This window comes from Spongiibacter nanhainus, assembly GCF_016132545.1.
In the GTDB taxonomy this organism is placed as follows: Bacteria; Pseudomonadota; Gammaproteobacteria; order Pseudomonadales; family Spongiibacteraceae; genus Spongiibacter; species Spongiibacter nanhainus.
Genome location: NZ_CP066167.1, coordinates 3,181,413 through 3,196,319 on the forward strand (window position 1 = coordinate 3,181,413; position 14,907 = coordinate 3,196,319).

Here is a 14,907-nt window from a genome sequence, read left to right on the forward strand (position 1 = left end):
TTCCCGCCGCCGTTAGTCTTTGGTGTGCACCTGACGGTGCAGAATACTGGAGAACTCATCGGCAAAGGTTTCATATTTGCCGTAATAGGAATCCACTTTAGCGGAGAAGCGGTTAAAAGAGACCACCGCCGGGATTGCCGCTATCAAGCCCATGGCCGTTGCGATCAAGGCCTCGGAAATACCTGGTGCCACCGTCGCCAGTGTGGCTTGCTGCACCTGCCCCAGACCGTGAAAAGACCCCATGATGCCCCAGACCGTGCCCAGCAGACCGACATAGGGGCTGGTGGAACCCACCGTGGCCAAAAACGGTAAGTGGTGCTCCATTCGCTCTTCTTCCCTGGCCAGCGCCACTCTCATGGCCCGCTGGCAGCCATCCATAATCGCATCGGAATCAATATTGCGTTTGGCGAGACGAGTAAACTCTTTGAAGCCGGCCCGGAATACGCTTTCCATACCCATCGCCGGCTGCTTGTCTTTGCTGCCCTCGTCGTACAATTGGTTGAGGTCGGCGCCAGACCAGAAATGGGATTCAAACCGCGCCATCTCACCCTCAGCGAGGCGGAAATACATGATGCGCTGCACGATCATGTACCAGGACACCACTGATGCCAGCACCAGAATGGCCATAATGGCCTGTACAAAAAAGCTGGCCTGGCTGATCAGGTGCAGTACGGAAAGCTCTTGATCCACTGCGTTCTTCTCCCTATTAGTCGGTATGTGTTCCGCTTGGCTGCGAGACGGTTTGCGCGGCCAAGGCCGCCCGCATCGCGTCAGGTATCGCTTTGGGGCGCCGCGTCTCGCAATCTACACAGGCGATACGAATATCGCCGTCGCACAGCAGCTCGCCGCCCCGATACACCTCTTGGTAAAAGGTCATACCGGCGCGCCCCAGTTTGCTAAGGTTTGCACTGACGTCCAGACAATCGTCCAGTTGTGCAGAGCGACGGTATTTCACATGGGCCTCACTGACCACAAACATCAGCCCATTGTTCCCCACGGCGGCTTTTCCAAAGCCCAATGTGCGCATAAACTCGGTGCGCGCGCGCTCCATATACTTTAGGTAATTCACATAAAACACGATACCGCCGGCATCGGTGTCCTCGATGTAGACCCGCAGCGGTAGGTGAAATTCCATCACAGATCCAGTTCAGCGGTAGTATTACCGGGATAATCCAGGCCAAAATGACGATACGCCAGCGCGGTAAGGACACGCCCCCGAGGGGTGCGCATGATGTAACCCTGCTGAATCAAATACGGCTCCAGTACATCCTCTATGGTGCCCCGCTCCTCGCTGATGGCGGCGGCAAGGCTGTCGATGCCCACCGGCCCGCCATCGAATTTCTCCATTAACGCCAGTAGCAAGCGGCGGTCCAGATGGTCAAAACCCTGCTCGTCGACATTGAGCATTCTCAATGCTTGATCGGCAACCTCTGCGGTAACACGACCATCGGCGCGCACCTCGGCAAAATCCCTCACCCGGCGCAACAGGCGATTGGCTATGCGGGGAGTGCCCCGGGAGCGCTTGGCAATTTCCTCCGCGCCCTCGGGCTCAATGGCCATATCGAGAATGCCCGCCGAGCGGCTCACAATGGTGGAAAGATCCGCCACATTGTAAAACTCCAGACGCTGAACAATGCCGAAGCGATCCCGCAGCGGCGACGTCAGTAGCCCCGCCCTGGTGGTCGCTCCCACCAGAGTAAAAGGCGGCAGATCCAGTTTGATAGAGCGTGCCGCCGGCCCCTCGCCGATGACGATATCCAGCTGAAAGTCTTCCATCGCCGGGTAGAGGATCTCTTCGATATGGGGACTGAGGCGGTGAATCTCGTCGATAAACAGTACGTCGCCCTGCTCCAGATTGGTCATCAGCGCCGCCAGGTCACCGGCTTTTTCCAGCACCGGGCCGGAGGTGGTGCGCAGGGACACTCCCATCTCGTTGGCGAGAATATTGGCCAAGGTGGTTTTACCCAGGCCCGGGGGACCAAAGATCAGAGTGTGGTCCAAGGACTCCTGACGTTGACGGGCAGCGCGGATAAAAATATCCATCTGCTCACGCACCGCTGGTTGGCCAATGTAGTCCTGCAGGGCCTTGGGGCGGATGGCGCGATCAAAGCGCTCCTCTCCGGGCTCCCCGCCCTCTGCCGCCACCAGTCGATCGATTTCTATCATGCCTGCCCTACTTGATCATGTTTTTGAGTGCCTGGCGGATCAGCGCATCGCTGCCCTGCCCCTCGGTTTCTAAGGCCGCGATGGCCCTGCTGGCCTCCTGGGGTTTGTAGCCCAGTGCCACCAACGCCGCCTCGGCCTCTGCCGCTGCATCGACTACCGCCTCCCGGGGCGCACTGGCTAAACCGGCAGGAACCTGCCATTTTTGCAGTCGGTCCCGCATTTCTATAACCAAACGCTCAGCAGTTTTCTTGCCCACACCGGGCACCCGCACCAGGGAGGCCGTATCACCATCTTGCACACAGCGCACAAAATCGTCGCTATCCATGCCGGACTGAATGGCCAAAGCCATTTTGGGGCCAACGCCGTTGACCTTGATTAGATCCCTGAATAACTGACGACTGGAGGTATCGGCAAAACCATACAGTTGCTGGGCATCTTCGCGGACCACAAAATGGGTGTAAAGCGCCACCTCGTCGCCCAGCGCCGGCAACTGATACAGCGTCGTCATGGGGACTAACACCTCGTAGCCTACCCCGCCAACATCGACAACGATTTCCGGGGCTTGTTTTTCGATCAGTATGCCGCGCAATCTGGCAATCATTCCACTTCCTTATCTTATGTTTACAGCATGGGGGCTAAAGATAGGCCTATAGCTGGGCGACTACTGGCCGCAATCGCGCATGGGCATGACACACAGCTGCCGCCAGAGCATCCGCAGCATCCTCTTGTGGCGCGGCGGGCAGGTTTAGCAGCACGCGTATCATATGCTGGATTTGATGCTTATCTGCCGCCCCAGTCCCCACCACCGCCTTTTTTATCTGCCGGGCGGAATACTCCGACACAGCGACACCTTCACTGACACAGGCAACCACTACCGCGCCCCGGGCTTGCCCCAATTTCAGCGCAGACCCCGCGCTCTTTGCCATAAAAACTTCCTCAACCACGGCTTCCGCCGGGCTGTATTCACGGATCACGGTTTGCAGATTGCGAAAGATCATTTCCAGGCGCGTCGGTAAGGCCGTGGCAGGCAGGCGAATGACGCCGCTGGTGACATAGCGACAGCGGGAACCCTCAACATCGATAATGCCGAAACCGGTTTTTTGTGAGCCGGGGTCAATCCCGATAATGCGCGTCGCGGTGCGTGTCCCAGTTTGTGTCATAGTGGCGGGCGGATTGGCCATGTTTGCCCGCATTATGCATGAAGAAGCGCCATGAAGTCTCGGTGGGGCCTGTGCTTGCCTGGACGCCATGGCGGACAGGTAAAGCGTTGTCCGCCCTACCAATCGGTGCCGTAGGGCGTACATCGCCCTTTATGTACGCCGCCTCATGCCAACGTTGGCATCGGTACAATGACATGCCTCCCACGGAGAGCATGGCGGACAGGTAAAACGTTGTCCGCCCTACCCACCGTGCCGTAGGGCGTACATCGCCCTTTATGTACGCCGCCCCGTGCCAACGCTGGCATCGGTACAATGACATGCCTCCCACGGAGAGCATGGCGGACAGGTAAAACGTTGTCCGCCCTACCCACCGTGCCGTAGGGCGTACATTGCCCTTTATGTACGCCGCCTCATGCCAACGCTGGCATCGGTACAATGACATGCCTCCCACGGAGAGCATGGCGGACAGTGCCAGCTAAGGAGACTGCGCCTACTTAGTCTTCGTTCAGGGCTTCCAGCACCGCATCGGGGATGTCGGCATTGGTGTAAACGTTTTGCACGTCGTCGGAATCTTCCAACATATCCACCAAACCGAGGATATTCTCGGCGCCACTTTTATCCAGCTCCACGGTGGTAGAGGGCAACATAGCAATGCTGGCACTATCATGCTCCAAACCTGCCGCCACCATCGCCTCTTTTACCGCCAAAAAATCTTCCCATGGGGTCAATACATCGATAGAGCCATCGTCATTGGTGACGACATCGTCGGCACCCGCCTCTAGCGCCGCCTCCATAATCTGCTCCTCACTGGCACCTGCGGGATAACAGATCTGGCCTTTTTTACTGAACAGGTAGGCCACCGAACCATCGGTACCCAAATTGCCACCGCGCTTTGTAAAAGCGTGCCGTACTTCGGCGACGGTGCGATTGCGGTTGTCGGTCATGCACTCGACTAATACCGCCACCCCGCCGCTACCGTAGCCTTCATAGGTGACTTCTTCGTAGTTGTCGCCGTCGGCGTTGCCTGCGCCCCGGGCAATGGCTTTATCGATGGTATCGCGCTTCATATTATTGGACAGCGCTTTGTCCATCACCGCCCGCAGACGGGGGTTATCTTCCGGCGCAGGGCCGCCCTCTCGGGCCGCCACTACCAGTTCGCGGATAATCTTGGTGAAGATTTTGCCCCGCTTGGCATCCTGGGCGGCTTTGCGATGTTTGATATTGGCCCATTTACTGTGACCGGCCATGTCTCACTCCTCGCGTTGGCTATTCAGGACTGTTCAGTCTCCTCAGTGTATCGGCAGCACTACGACTCGTCGGTTTTGCGCAGCCGAATATTGAGTTCGGTGAGCTGGCGACTTTCCACCACCCCAGGCGCATCGGTCATCACGCAGGCTGCGGTCTGGGTCTTGGGGAAGGCGATAACATCGCGAATGGAACGCGCGCCACTCATCAACATCACCAGGCGATCCAGGCCAAAGGCCAAACCACCGTGGGGCGGCGCACCGTATTTGAGAGCGTCCAGCAGGAAGCCAAACTTCTCTTCCGCTTCTTCTTTATCGATGCCCAGCACATCAAATACTGCCCGCTGCATATCCGGCTGATAGATACGTAGAGACCCACCACCCAACTCGGTGCCGTTGAGCACCATGTCGTAGGCAATGGACAGCGCCTCGGCAGGCGCCGCCTTGAGCTCTTCCGGGCTGCAGGCCGGTGCTGTAAAAGGATGGTGCAAAGAGGTCAGGCCACCCTTGTCGTCCTCTTCGAACATGGGGAAGTCCACTACCCATAGCGGCGCCCAGTCGCAGGTATAAAGATTGAGGTCCTCGCCCAGCTTGCAGCGCAGCGCGCCCAAGGCCTCGTTGACCACCTTGGCACTGTCGGCGCCAAAGAAGATCAGATCGCCATTCTCAGCACCGACGCGTTCCAGAATAGCGCCCCGCACGTTTTCCGGCAGGAATTTGACGATGGGCGACTGCAGGCCGTTTTCCAGATCGGCCTTATCGTTAACCTTGATATAGGCCAAGCCCTTGGCACCGTAGATCCCGACAAACTTGGTGTAATCGTCGATCTGTTTGCGGGTCAGCGCTTCATTGCCACCGGGGACTTTCAGTGCGGCAACCCGGCCCTTGGGATTGTTGGCCGGCCCGGAAAAGACTTTGAATTCGACCTCTGCCATCAAATCGCCGACATCCACCAGTTCCAGGGGAATCCGTAGATCGGGCTTGTCGCTACCAAAGCGAGACATGGCCTCGGCAAAGGGCATCCGCGGGAAATCGCCCAGATCCAGATCCAGCACCTCTTTATAGAGATCGCGGATCATGCCCTCAGCCACAGCCATGATCTGCTTGTCGTCCATAAAGGAGGTTTCGATATCGATCTGGGTAAATTCCGGCTGACGATCTGCGCGCAGATCTTCGTCCCGGAAGCACTTGGCGATCTGGTAGTAACGGTCAAAGCCCGACACCATCAACAGCTGCTTAAAGAGCTGGGGAGACTGGGGCAGCGCGAAGAACTTACCGCCGTGGGTCCGGCTCGGCACCAGATAATCCCGGGCCCCCTCTGGAGTGGCCCGAGTCAGAATTGGGGTCTCGATATCCAGAAAACCCTGCTCATCGAGGTAGCGGCGCAACACAGAGGTAATCCGCGCCCGCAGACGCAGTTTGTCGGAGATCGCATTGCGTCTCAGATCCAGATAACGGTAGCGAAGACGCACATCTTCACCGACCTCTGTGTGCTCGTCCAACTGAAACGGGGGCGTTTCGGCCTCGTTGAGAATCTCGATTTCCTTACCCAACACCTCGATTTCACCGGTGGCCATATTGGGATTCACGGTCGCAGCATCGCGAGCGCGTACCCGGCCACGAATTTTCAGCACATATTCGCCGCGCACCCGGTCTGCGGTTTGGAAGTGCTCACCGGTATCGGGGTCAAACACCACCTGCACAATCCCTTCGCGGTCCCGCATATCCAGAAAAATCACTCCACCGTGGTCCCGGCGGCGATCCACCCAACCACAGAGCGTGACTTCCTGGTCGATGTAATCACTGTTCAAACTGCCGCAATAGTGACTGCGCATTGATACTGTTCCCGTTTATACCGTTGCTGTAAGTTCGCGACGCCCCACTAAGGGGGCGTCCATTGATTTAGCTGCTACCCGCACTGGACGAGCTACTGGGCGTCGAGGATTTCTCTCCTCCCGACTTGTCGCCACCACTCTTGCCGCCGCTGTCCCCGGCGGGAGCACTGTCCCCGGCCAGGTTTTTCTTTTTTCCGCCCGATTTAAAATCGGTCTCATACCAGCCGCCGCCTTTGAGGCGGAAGGCCGCCGCCGAGACTTTTTTCACCAAGGTCTCCTGACCACAGGCGGGGCAGGTGGTCAGCTTGGGGTCACTCATTTTTTGTAGGGCTTCCAGCTGATGCCGACAAGCCTGACAGGCATACTCGTAAATTGGCACGGGGGCTCCTCCCAATAAACAAACGCCACGCCGGAGTTACCGGCGCTCCACGGTGATTCAACCGAATTCAATACTACCGCCCGGATAATTGGGGCGAAGGGCCGTTTGGCAAGCCTCCCGGCGAAAAAAGGAGCGAGATTATACCGCAAACATCGGCGGTCAAGAAATGCACACGGTTAAACAGAGGGAGAAGGGGCTAGGCACCCGGCAGAAAAGCTGCCGGGCGGGAGGGCGGCCGGCGTAACCGGCCGGGGAAAACGCCGTAAATTAGGAGGCGAAATCCTTGAGTTTCTTCAGCGGGCGAACCTTAACAGCGGTGCTGGCGGGCTTGGCCTTAAAGACGGTTTCTTCACCAGTGAAGGGGTTAATACCCTTGCGCGCCTTGGTGGCAGGCTTCTTCACAGTGGTGATCTTCATCAGGCCAGGAATAGTGAATTCACCCAAAGAGCGTTTTTTGATGCTGCGCTCAATCAGTACTTCCAGCTCGCCCAATACAGACTCAACCTGCTTGCGGCTCAGGTCAGTATTGGTGGCGATTTCATTGAGAATCTGAGTCTTGGTCATTTTCTCGCTGATCGCTGTCATTTTACGCTTGGGTGCCGCCGCGACTTTTGCTTTCGCTTTTGGAGCGGCTTTCGCTTTAGTCTTGGCTGCTGCTTTTTTCTTTGGAGCTGCTTTTTTGGTCGCCATAGAGTTAGATCCTGTATCACGTTGTTGTTGAATGGCATGGCTCGGTCTACGGCACCGGCAACGACCGCCTCTGCTGCCTATCTCTGTGCCTGCACGTACGTATAGAGCATTGCACACTGTAATACAAGGCTATCGCCGTGGATTTGACTTAAAAATCGCAAAAATAAGCTATTTTTATAGGGTATCGGGCCAAAGCTGCTGAATCAGACGACCCGCTACATGTTCACCAATGGGTAACGATGCTGTGGCAGCGGGCGACGGTGCGTTGCCGACATGCAGGCTCCGGGCGCTGTGGACAAAGTGAAAATCGCTAATCAATCGTCCTTGCTTATCGACGGCTTGGGCACGGACTCCCGCCGGGTGAGGCAGTAAGTCACCCTCTACCAAGGACGGGCAATAGCGCTGCAACTCCAGCAGATACCGCCCTTTTATTAACGAGTCGAGCATCTCCTTGATGCCGGCCCCCACATTGGCCCTGAGCATTCTCCAAAACCCGGGATAAACCGCCATAGCCCAAAGGTCCGACGGGGAGACATCACGCCAACGATAACCCTCTCGTTTTAACGCCAGCACCGCGTTGGGACCTGCCGTGATGTTACCGGTAACAGTGGGGGTTAAATGGACGCCGAGAAACGGCAGGTCGGGGTTAGGCACGGGATAGATCATTGCGCCAATCCAGTCCCGGCAGCGCTCGGCAAGGCGGTAAAACTCGCCTCGAAAAGGCACAATGCGAAAATCGCAGGGCAGCCCCATCATCTCTACTAGCTGATCCGCCATGAGGCCCGCACAGTTCACCAAACCACTGGCTCGGTAGTTGCCATTTGAGGTATCCACCAGTACCCCGTCACTCTGCTCTTTTAGTGCGAGCACCTGAGCACCGGTGACAATTTCCGCACCGGCATTTTTCAGTTCATTACACAGTGACTGTGCAATCTGGCGGTAGTCGACAATGGCCGACTCCTTAACCAGGCACGCCGCTACCCCGGTAATGCGTGACTCGCGCTCTGCGAGTGCTCCGGCGTCAAGCCAGGTCAAATCCAGGCCATTCAATGAAGCCCGGTCGGACAGTTGCTGCAGGCGCTGGCGCTCCAGCTCGGTAGTCGCGACAATCAACTTTCCGCACCGACGGTAGGCCAAGCCCCGCTGTTCACAAAACGCCCGCACAGCCTCTCGCCCACGCTGGCAATACTGGGCTTTCAAACTCCCCGGAGGGTAGTAAACCCCAGCGTGAACCACCCCACTGTTGCGATTGCTTTGGTGGAGAGCAATATCAGGTTCCTTCTCCAGCAACACCACCTTACGCCCTGGTTGGGCGCGGAGCAGGTGCCAGGCACTGGACAGGCCGACAATACCAGCCCCCACCACAACAACATCGCAGCTGCGCCGCTGCTCGTTCACCATTGAATAATCACAGCAGTGCTGACACAAAGTCACTGCAGCGCTGGGCAAAGTGGTCGGCCACTACGCTGGCCTCCTGCACCAATACACCTGCGTCATAAGCTTTGGCTGGCACCGCCCCCCACACGGGTTTTGGCCAGGCGGCATCGGTAGTAAAGCGGGCGATATGGTGTATATGCAACTGCGGCACCATGTTGCCCAGCGCCGCCACATTGAGCTTGTCTGGTTGATGAATAGCTTGCAGAACCTCCGAGGCCCAGCGGGATTCCTGCCAGAACTGTCGCTCGTCGCTAGCCGACAGGTCGATCAGCTCTTTGGCACCAGCAACTCGTGGCACCAGAATTAGCCAGGGGTAGTGACGCTCATCCATCAGCAACACGTCACACAACGGCAGCTGCCCCACCCTCTGACAATCCCGCTCCAATGCACTGTGCAATTCGAACATGTTCTACTCTCCTCTGTTTTGACCCGGCAAGGTCGGTGCTAGGGTCCGTATCCAACAGCCAGCTGTACGGCGTTGGCCATCAATCGTAGAATGCCTGCCTATTGTAACCACGTCGTATTCGAACAAAGTAGAGAGACACCATGCGCGCCAGTCAATTTCTTATCGCCACCCTAAAGGAGACTCCTGCCGACGCCGAAGTCATCAGCCACCAACTGATGCTGCGCTCAGGCATGATCCGCAAGCTGGCCTCCGGTTTGTACACCTGGCTCCCCATGGGCCTGCGGGTACTGAGAAAAGTGGAGCGAATCATTCGCGAAGAAATGGACCGCAGTGGTGCCCAGGAAGTGTTGATGCCAGTCGTACAACCGGCTGAATTGTGGGAAGAATCCGGTCGCTGGGAACAGTACGGCGCCGAGTTGTTGCGCATCAGTGACCGCCACGAGCGAGCGTTCTGTCTAGGCCCCACCCATGAAGAAGTCATTACCGACTTGATCCGCAACGAAATCAAAAGCTACAAACAGCTGCCGGCCAATTTCTATCAAATCCAAACCAAATTCCGCGACGAGATCCGCCCCCGCTTCGGCATCATGCGCTCTCGGGAGTTTGTGATGAAGGACGCCTATTCCTTCCACAAGGACCAAGCGTCGCTGGAAGCGACCTATCAGGTAATGCACGCCACCTACAGCGCCATCTTTACCCGGCTGGGCCTGGACTTCCGCCCGGTAATTGCCGATACCGGTTCCATTGGCGGCAGCGGTTCCCACGAGTTTCATGTATTGGCTGAATCCGGCGAAGACGATATCGCTTTCTCTGACACTTCAGACTATGCCGCAAACGTAGAAATGGCCGAGGCCTTGCCCCCCGCCGGTGAGCGACCTGCAGGCACCCAAGACATGACGGAGGTCGCCACCCCCGGTGTTCACAGCATTGATGAGCTGTGTCAGTTTATGGACTGCGCGCCCAGCCAGACCGTTAAAACTCTGATTGTCTATGGCGAAACCGACGGCGATCAAGAGGATGATGACAGCGCCCCACTGGTGGCCCTCGTGGTCCGCGGCGACCACGCCCTCAACGACATCAAGGCAGAAAAACTGCCGGGTGTCCGCGCTCCACTAACATTTGCCAGCGACGAACATATCAAAGCGGCACTGGGGTGTGGCCCGGGATCAATCGGTCCATGTGGTCTGAGCATACCCTGTATTGTCGACCGCAGCGCCGCCCATTGCGCCGATTTTATCTGCGGCGCCAACAAAGAGGGCTACCACCTCAGCGGAGTGAACTGGGAGCGCGACCTGCCGCTGGGCGAAATAGCGGACATCCGCAATGTCGTCCCTGGCGATCCCAGCCCCGACGGCAAGGGCACTCTGATGATCAAGCGGGGTATCGAGGTGGGCCATATCTTTCAGTTGGGCACCAAATACTCCGAGGCCATGAACGCCACTGTGCTGAACGAGCAGGGCAAGTCCCAAGTCATGATCATGGGCTGCTACGGTATCGGCGTTACCCGGGTGGTGGCCTCGGCTATCGAGCAAAACAACGACGAGCAGGGCATTGTCTGGCCGGAGTCACTGGCCCCCTTCCAGGTCGTGCTGGTGCCCCTGAATATGCACAAGTCAGAGCGGGTAAAAGAGACCTCTGAGCGCCTCTACCACGAATTGCAGGACGCCGGTATTGATGTCTTGCTGGACGACCGCAACGAGCGGCCGGGCGTCAAGTTTGCCGATATGGAGCTGATTGGCATTCCGCACCGGGTGGTCATTGGCGACCGGGGGCTGGATAAAGGCATGCTGGAATACAAACACCGCCGTCAAAGTGACAGCGAGGACGTCGCCATTGACGACATCCTGGCCCAACTGCATGACAAGATTGGCCACTAAGTCCCGTTTTTTGCGGCGCCACCACAACACCGTATTGGCGCCGGCCGCGGCCGTGCTGGCGGCATGGCTGCTATTGCCCACCCCCGCATTGGCAACCAATGCCTCGCCTGGGGCCAGCGAGCGTGCGGCACTGGGTCAGTATCTTAAAACAGCCATCGATCAGGCGGACAGTTTCCAGGACCGCTTCGACGCTGAAGTCTGGCTACTGGATATGTCGGGACGCCTTAAGCCCTTTATCGCCGACCCGCAGCAGCGTCTCGATTTTTTACGCAGCGTTCATCGCGAGGCCAGTGCCGCCGGCCTGGCGCCGGAGTTGGTGCTGTCGGTGATTCAGGTAGAGAGCCGCTTTGACCGCTTCGCCATCTCACGGGTTGGCGCCCAGGGACTGATGCAGGTAATGCCGTTCTGGCGCAAGGAAATTGGTCGCCCCGACGACAACTTGACGGAGATCGACACCAACCTCCGCTATGGATGCCAGATTCTCAAATACTACCTGGAGCGCGAGAAAGGCCGGCTTCGCCCGGCACTGGCCCGATACAACGGCAGTCTGGGGAAAAACTGGTACCCCAAACTGGTGCTCAATGCCTGGCGCAAAAACTGGTATAACGGCGAGTTGGCAGGTCTGCGTTAGGGCTCTTGCCTCTGACCAGGCGACGGTGGCCGCGTCTCACACTCCGGCTTTTTGTCCTTAAACTTCTTGCGGCGCAATTCATGACGCTCGGCAATTGGCGTCCGCTCAGCCGCACTCAGCGAAGGCAGCACCTCAATAAGCACCTGATGCATCACACCCTTTAAGGCAGAGTCAGCCTGCCGGATGCGCTGAAACCCCAGGCTCAGCGCTTCAGCGTCCAGCGGCTCTGCTTTTAGCATTTTCAGCACATCGCGCCGGGCCGACTGCAGTTCCCGAAACGCCGACCGCGCCTCGGCTCGGTGGGCCACCATCCCTTCCCGTATCGCGCCGCGGAACTGCTCCGGCGCGTCGCGCAACATCATACGGCTGATATCCCGCACCGCTCTGGCCTCGCCATCCACCAAACGCTCACTGACAATCAGCCCCAGCACGGCGCCATTAACCAGCAGGGACAACAGCAGTGCCACCAACAACCAACGCCGCCCGGTCATGACTCGTCCCCCGCCAACCATTCCCCGACGTCGTAACTTGAGAATAGATACTGATCTGCGGACGCCTCCAGGTAATCTTCGGCAAGACCTTCCTCCGGCGTTGCCACCAGCCATCCCGCGCTGCCACCGGACAGGCCTATAGCCAACCCAAGGCCCAGCGACGCCATGGCGCTGAGCGCACTGAGCTGCCAGGCCGGCCTGGACCGCTGCCGAAGGGGAATCTGCTCATGCGCCACCACCGCCAGCAAACGCTGGCGCAAATCGGCGTCTACGGTCAGCGACGGCAGCTGTCGATAGCACGCCGCCACGGCGGCGTCTTCAACCTGCGCCGCCTGCCACTGCCGCCTAAATGAAGGTAGGCACCACAGTAGAGGCAGACAGAGCCGCAACAGCAGCGGCCAGTCGACCGCACGGACACCGTATTGCTCGACCCATTGCCCAAAATAGAATTGCGTTGATTTGCGGTTGGCCATATTCATATCCACCTGTATCTCAGTCCGACTCGGACTGGGCCTGAATAAGTGTTTTCAATCGAGCCCGGCCCCGGCCCAACAGCGATTCCACAGCCTTGACCGACAGGGACATAATGCCGGCAATGTCTTTCACCGGTAGATCACGGTAATAGCGAAACGCCAGCGCCGCTCGTTGGTTTTCCGGCAGCTGTAGCAACACCGCCGCGATATCCCGCCGCTGGTCCCGCTCACTGCTTGGATCCCTCCCATGTCCGGCGCTGTCAGCGTCCAGAGTGCTGTTTACCACTTCGCTATCAACCAGTTGGCGGCGCTGATAGCGCTGCACATGGTTAATCGCCAGGTTGTGGGCCACGGTATGCAACCAGGTGCTCAACTTGGCGTCTTCCTGCCAACTGGGTGCCTGACGCCAAAGCCGAAGAAACACCTCCTGACAGAGGTCTTCGGCCTCGTGTTTCGACAGCACAATCCGATAAATCAGATTGAGGACGCGAGCACTGTGACGTTCGACAAGCTCCCCCAGGGCCGAGTGATCACCCTCGGCCAGCTGGCGCATCAACTCATCGTCAGTCACCACTCCCGCGACCCCAAGCACCCATGGCCCCCTCTATTGGGAGCCGTCGCCGCCTTTCTGGTGCTTATGCATGGCCTTCATCATGGCGCGAAACTCATCCCGGCTTATTTCACCGTCGCCGTTGCTGTCGAGCTTAGCCGCCATCTTTTGTGCCTGGGCCTGGGATTCTGCGGCGGAGATTTTGCCATCGCCATCGGCATCCACTTTGTTGAAGTACTTGCCTTTGGACGCTGCGGTGCGCTGCTCTCTCATTTTTGCTTTTATCTGCTCTATTTCCTCGCGAGTGACAAAGCCGTCGCCATCGAGGTCAGATTTGGCAAACATCTGCGCCCGGTGCTGAGCGACTTCGTCTGTGGTGACGACGCCATCACCATTGAGGTCAAACTTGGGACGCTTGCCATTGCCCGCGTGCGCCTGCCCCGCCGCCAAAGCGGCCAGCACAAAGGCGAAACATAGCGGTTTAAGTGACTGTGTAATCGTTTTACTTGCCTGAGACAGGCCTGGGTGTGAAATTCTGGTGTTTGAGGTGCTCTTGCGTGACATTTTGCGTGACCATTTGGGTGTCATAATGGCGCTCCGAATTGATAGTGTGGATCGGAATTCAGTGTTAACGGCCGTTACCTGTTAAACACCGGAACCACGCAAACCCCTCGCATCACTACCAAGACAGACGCCGGCACATTGCCGGCGGCAGCCAGGGGATCACACCTGTTCGGAATCAACCCAATCCGATAAGTAGTGCCAGCGCCCCTCTGCCACCATATAACTGCGGTTACGGGCCCCGTCTATGGCCGGGTCGGCCTCGCTGTAGCCGGCATCGCCCGGATACAGCATGCACACCCGGCCCTGATGATCAGTAATACGTGGGCGATAGTGCGGCACCTCGCGGCCGGTACTGAAGCGCCGCACGTCGGCGTAGTTTCGACACAGGGATAACTCCGACAGTGTCGCCACCGTGGGGGGCATCATCGCCAATTCACCACTGCGGTGTCGTGCAATCGCCTCTGCTGGGCTCAACCACAGGTAGTCATCCATTTCCTCACCGTCCACAACCACGTCTCGCGTTGCGGTGTCGACGACAAAAAACCAGGTTGCAAAGCGGCGTTTGGTAAACGGCGGCGTGGTCCAATGGGAATAGAACAGCATGTCCTCGGATAGCAGCGACAAGCTGGCTTCTTCCTCGGTCTCGCGCACTGCCGCAATGCGGGCAGCCTGCTCCCCATCGCCTGTCTGCCGGTCTTCGGGATCAACGGTACCGCCGGGAAATACCCAGTGCCCGCCACCCACCTTCAACTGTTGGTGACGGCGCAGCAGTAAAACGTGTAATTGATCTTCACTATCATTTACTACCACGGCGGTAGCCGCATCGCGCAAAACTTCTTTGGTCATGTCACACTCTTTTTTGTTTATTGGCGCCGAAGTCATCACCCACGTTGCACCACCCTTTCAAGAATGATGTCCGGCGCTGCCATAAACTGAGAGGGTGAGCCATTCTCTGCTGGCGGCCCCTCAACATTGCGTCGATGCTGGGTATACTGTGCGGCGTT

Annotated in this window: 18 protein-coding genes; 2 read left to right on the forward strand and 16 right to left on the reverse strand. The window is 57.9% G+C overall.

What is annotated here, in order from left to right; all coding sequences use genetic code 11:
* Positions 1 to 12: 12 nt before the first annotated feature.
* The 11 genes from tolQ to I6N98_RS14680 all read right to left on the reverse strand — a co-directional run bounded on the left by tolQ (position 13) and on the right by I6N98_RS14680 (position 9,317).
* On the reverse strand, positions 13 to 690 hold the full coding sequence (gene tolQ, locus I6N98_RS14630; RefSeq protein WP_198569073.1) for a protein TolQ: 678 nt from the start codon (positions 688 to 690) through the stop codon (positions 13 to 15).
* A 16-nt stretch (positions 691 to 706) separates the two neighbouring features.
* On the reverse strand, positions 707 to 1,135 hold the full coding sequence (gene ybgC, locus I6N98_RS14635; RefSeq protein WP_198569074.1) for a tol-pal system-associated acyl-CoA thioesterase: 429 nt from the start codon (positions 1,133 to 1,135) through the stop codon (positions 707 to 709).
* Entirely contained in the window at positions 1,135 to 2,166 is a 1,032-nt protein-coding gene (gene ruvB / locus I6N98_RS14640) for a Holliday junction branch migration DNA helicase RuvB (RefSeq protein WP_198569075.1), read from the reverse strand. The genes ybgC and ruvB overlap by 1 nt, the downstream gene beginning before the upstream one ends.
* A 7-nt stretch (positions 2,167 to 2,173) precedes the next feature.
* Positions 2,174 to 2,767 carry a Holliday junction branch migration protein RuvA gene (gene ruvA / locus I6N98_RS14645; protein WP_198569076.1) on the reverse strand — a complete coding sequence of 198 codons (594 nt, stop codon included), beginning with the start codon at positions 2,765 to 2,767 and terminating at the stop codon, positions 2,174 to 2,176.
* Positions 2,768 to 2,813: 46 nt separating this feature from the next.
* On the reverse strand, positions 2,814 to 3,347 hold the full coding sequence (gene ruvC, locus I6N98_RS14650; RefSeq protein WP_232787353.1) for a crossover junction endodeoxyribonuclease RuvC: 534 nt from the start codon (positions 3,345 to 3,347) through the stop codon (positions 2,814 to 2,816).
* 473 nt (positions 3,348 to 3,820) lie between these two features.
* A complete protein-coding gene (locus tag I6N98_RS14655; protein WP_198569077.1) occupies positions 3,821 to 4,573 on the reverse strand; it encodes a YebC/PmpR family DNA-binding transcriptional regulator in 753 nt (250 codons plus the stop codon).
* Between the two features lie 59 nt (positions 4,574 to 4,632).
* A complete protein-coding gene (gene aspS / locus I6N98_RS14660; RefSeq protein ID WP_198569078.1) occupies positions 4,633 to 6,405 on the reverse strand; it encodes an aspartate--tRNA ligase in 1,773 nt (590 codons plus the stop codon).
* A 67-nt stretch (positions 6,406 to 6,472) separates the two neighbouring features.
* Positions 6,473 to 6,784 carry an FmdB family zinc ribbon protein gene (locus tag I6N98_RS14665; protein WP_198569079.1) on the reverse strand — a complete coding sequence of 104 codons (312 nt, stop codon included), beginning with the start codon at positions 6,782 to 6,784 and terminating at the stop codon, positions 6,473 to 6,475.
* Between the two features lie 267 nt (positions 6,785 to 7,051).
* On the reverse strand, positions 7,052 to 7,474 hold the full coding sequence (locus I6N98_RS14670; RefSeq protein ID WP_198569080.1) for an HU family DNA-binding protein: 423 nt from the start codon (positions 7,472 to 7,474) through the stop codon (positions 7,052 to 7,054).
* A gap of 174 nt (positions 7,475 to 7,648) precedes the next feature.
* Positions 7,649 to 8,875 (reverse strand): L-2-hydroxyglutarate oxidase, encoded by a 1,227-nt coding sequence (gene lhgO, locus I6N98_RS14675; RefSeq protein ID WP_198569081.1) that lies wholly within the window; start codon positions 8,873 to 8,875, stop codon positions 7,649 to 7,651.
* A gap of 7 nt (positions 8,876 to 8,882) precedes the next feature.
* Positions 8,883 to 9,317: an HIT domain-containing protein gene (locus I6N98_RS14680; RefSeq protein ID WP_198569082.1), complete on the reverse strand. Its 435-nt coding sequence runs from the start codon at positions 9,315 to 9,317 to the stop codon at positions 8,883 to 8,885.
* Between the two features lie 140 nt (positions 9,318 to 9,457).
* On the opposite strand from I6N98_RS14680, the gene I6N98_RS14685 reads away from it, so the two are divergent.
* Together I6N98_RS14685 and I6N98_RS14690 are read left to right on the forward strand one after the other, a co-directional pair.
* Positions 9,458 to 11,194, forward strand: coding sequence for a proline--tRNA ligase (locus I6N98_RS14685; RefSeq protein ID WP_198569083.1), 1,737 nt, complete (start codon positions 9,458 to 9,460; stop codon positions 11,192 to 11,194).
* Entirely contained in the window at positions 11,175 to 11,825 is a 651-nt protein-coding gene (locus I6N98_RS14690; protein WP_198569084.1) for a transglycosylase SLT domain-containing protein, read from the forward strand. The genes I6N98_RS14685 and I6N98_RS14690 overlap by 20 nt, the downstream gene beginning before the upstream one ends.
* Here I6N98_RS14690 and I6N98_RS14695 read toward each other — a convergent pair.
* The 5 genes from I6N98_RS14695 to I6N98_RS14715 all read right to left on the reverse strand — a co-directional run bounded on the left by I6N98_RS14695 (position 11,822) and on the right by I6N98_RS14715 (position 14,749).
* A complete protein-coding gene (locus I6N98_RS14695; RefSeq protein ID WP_198569085.1) occupies positions 11,822 to 12,316 on the reverse strand; it encodes a periplasmic heavy metal sensor in 495 nt (164 codons plus the stop codon). The genes I6N98_RS14690 and I6N98_RS14695 overlap by 4 nt on opposite strands.
* The gene (locus tag I6N98_RS14700; protein ID WP_198569086.1) at positions 12,313 to 12,789 is read right to left on the reverse strand and encodes a hypothetical protein; all 477 of its coding nucleotides are present in this window, start codon (positions 12,787 to 12,789) and stop codon (positions 12,313 to 12,315) included. Before I6N98_RS14700 ends, I6N98_RS14695 begins: the two co-directional genes overlap by 4 nt.
* A 19-nt stretch (positions 12,790 to 12,808) precedes the next feature.
* A complete protein-coding gene (locus I6N98_RS14705) occupies positions 12,809 to 13,381 on the reverse strand; it encodes an RNA polymerase sigma factor (protein ID WP_198569087.1) in 573 nt (190 codons plus the stop codon).
* A 12-nt stretch (positions 13,382 to 13,393) separates the two neighbouring features.
* Positions 13,394 to 13,801, reverse strand: a complete 408-nt coding sequence (locus tag I6N98_RS14710; RefSeq protein ID WP_198569088.1) for an EF-hand domain-containing protein — start codon at positions 13,799 to 13,801, stop codon at positions 13,394 to 13,396.
* A 261-nt stretch (positions 13,802 to 14,062) separates the two neighbouring features.
* The gene (locus tag I6N98_RS14715; RefSeq protein ID WP_198569089.1) at positions 14,063 to 14,749 is read right to left on the reverse strand and encodes an NUDIX hydrolase; all 687 of its coding nucleotides are present in this window, start codon (positions 14,747 to 14,749) and stop codon (positions 14,063 to 14,065) included.
* Positions 14,750 to 14,907: the final 158 nt, after the last annotated feature.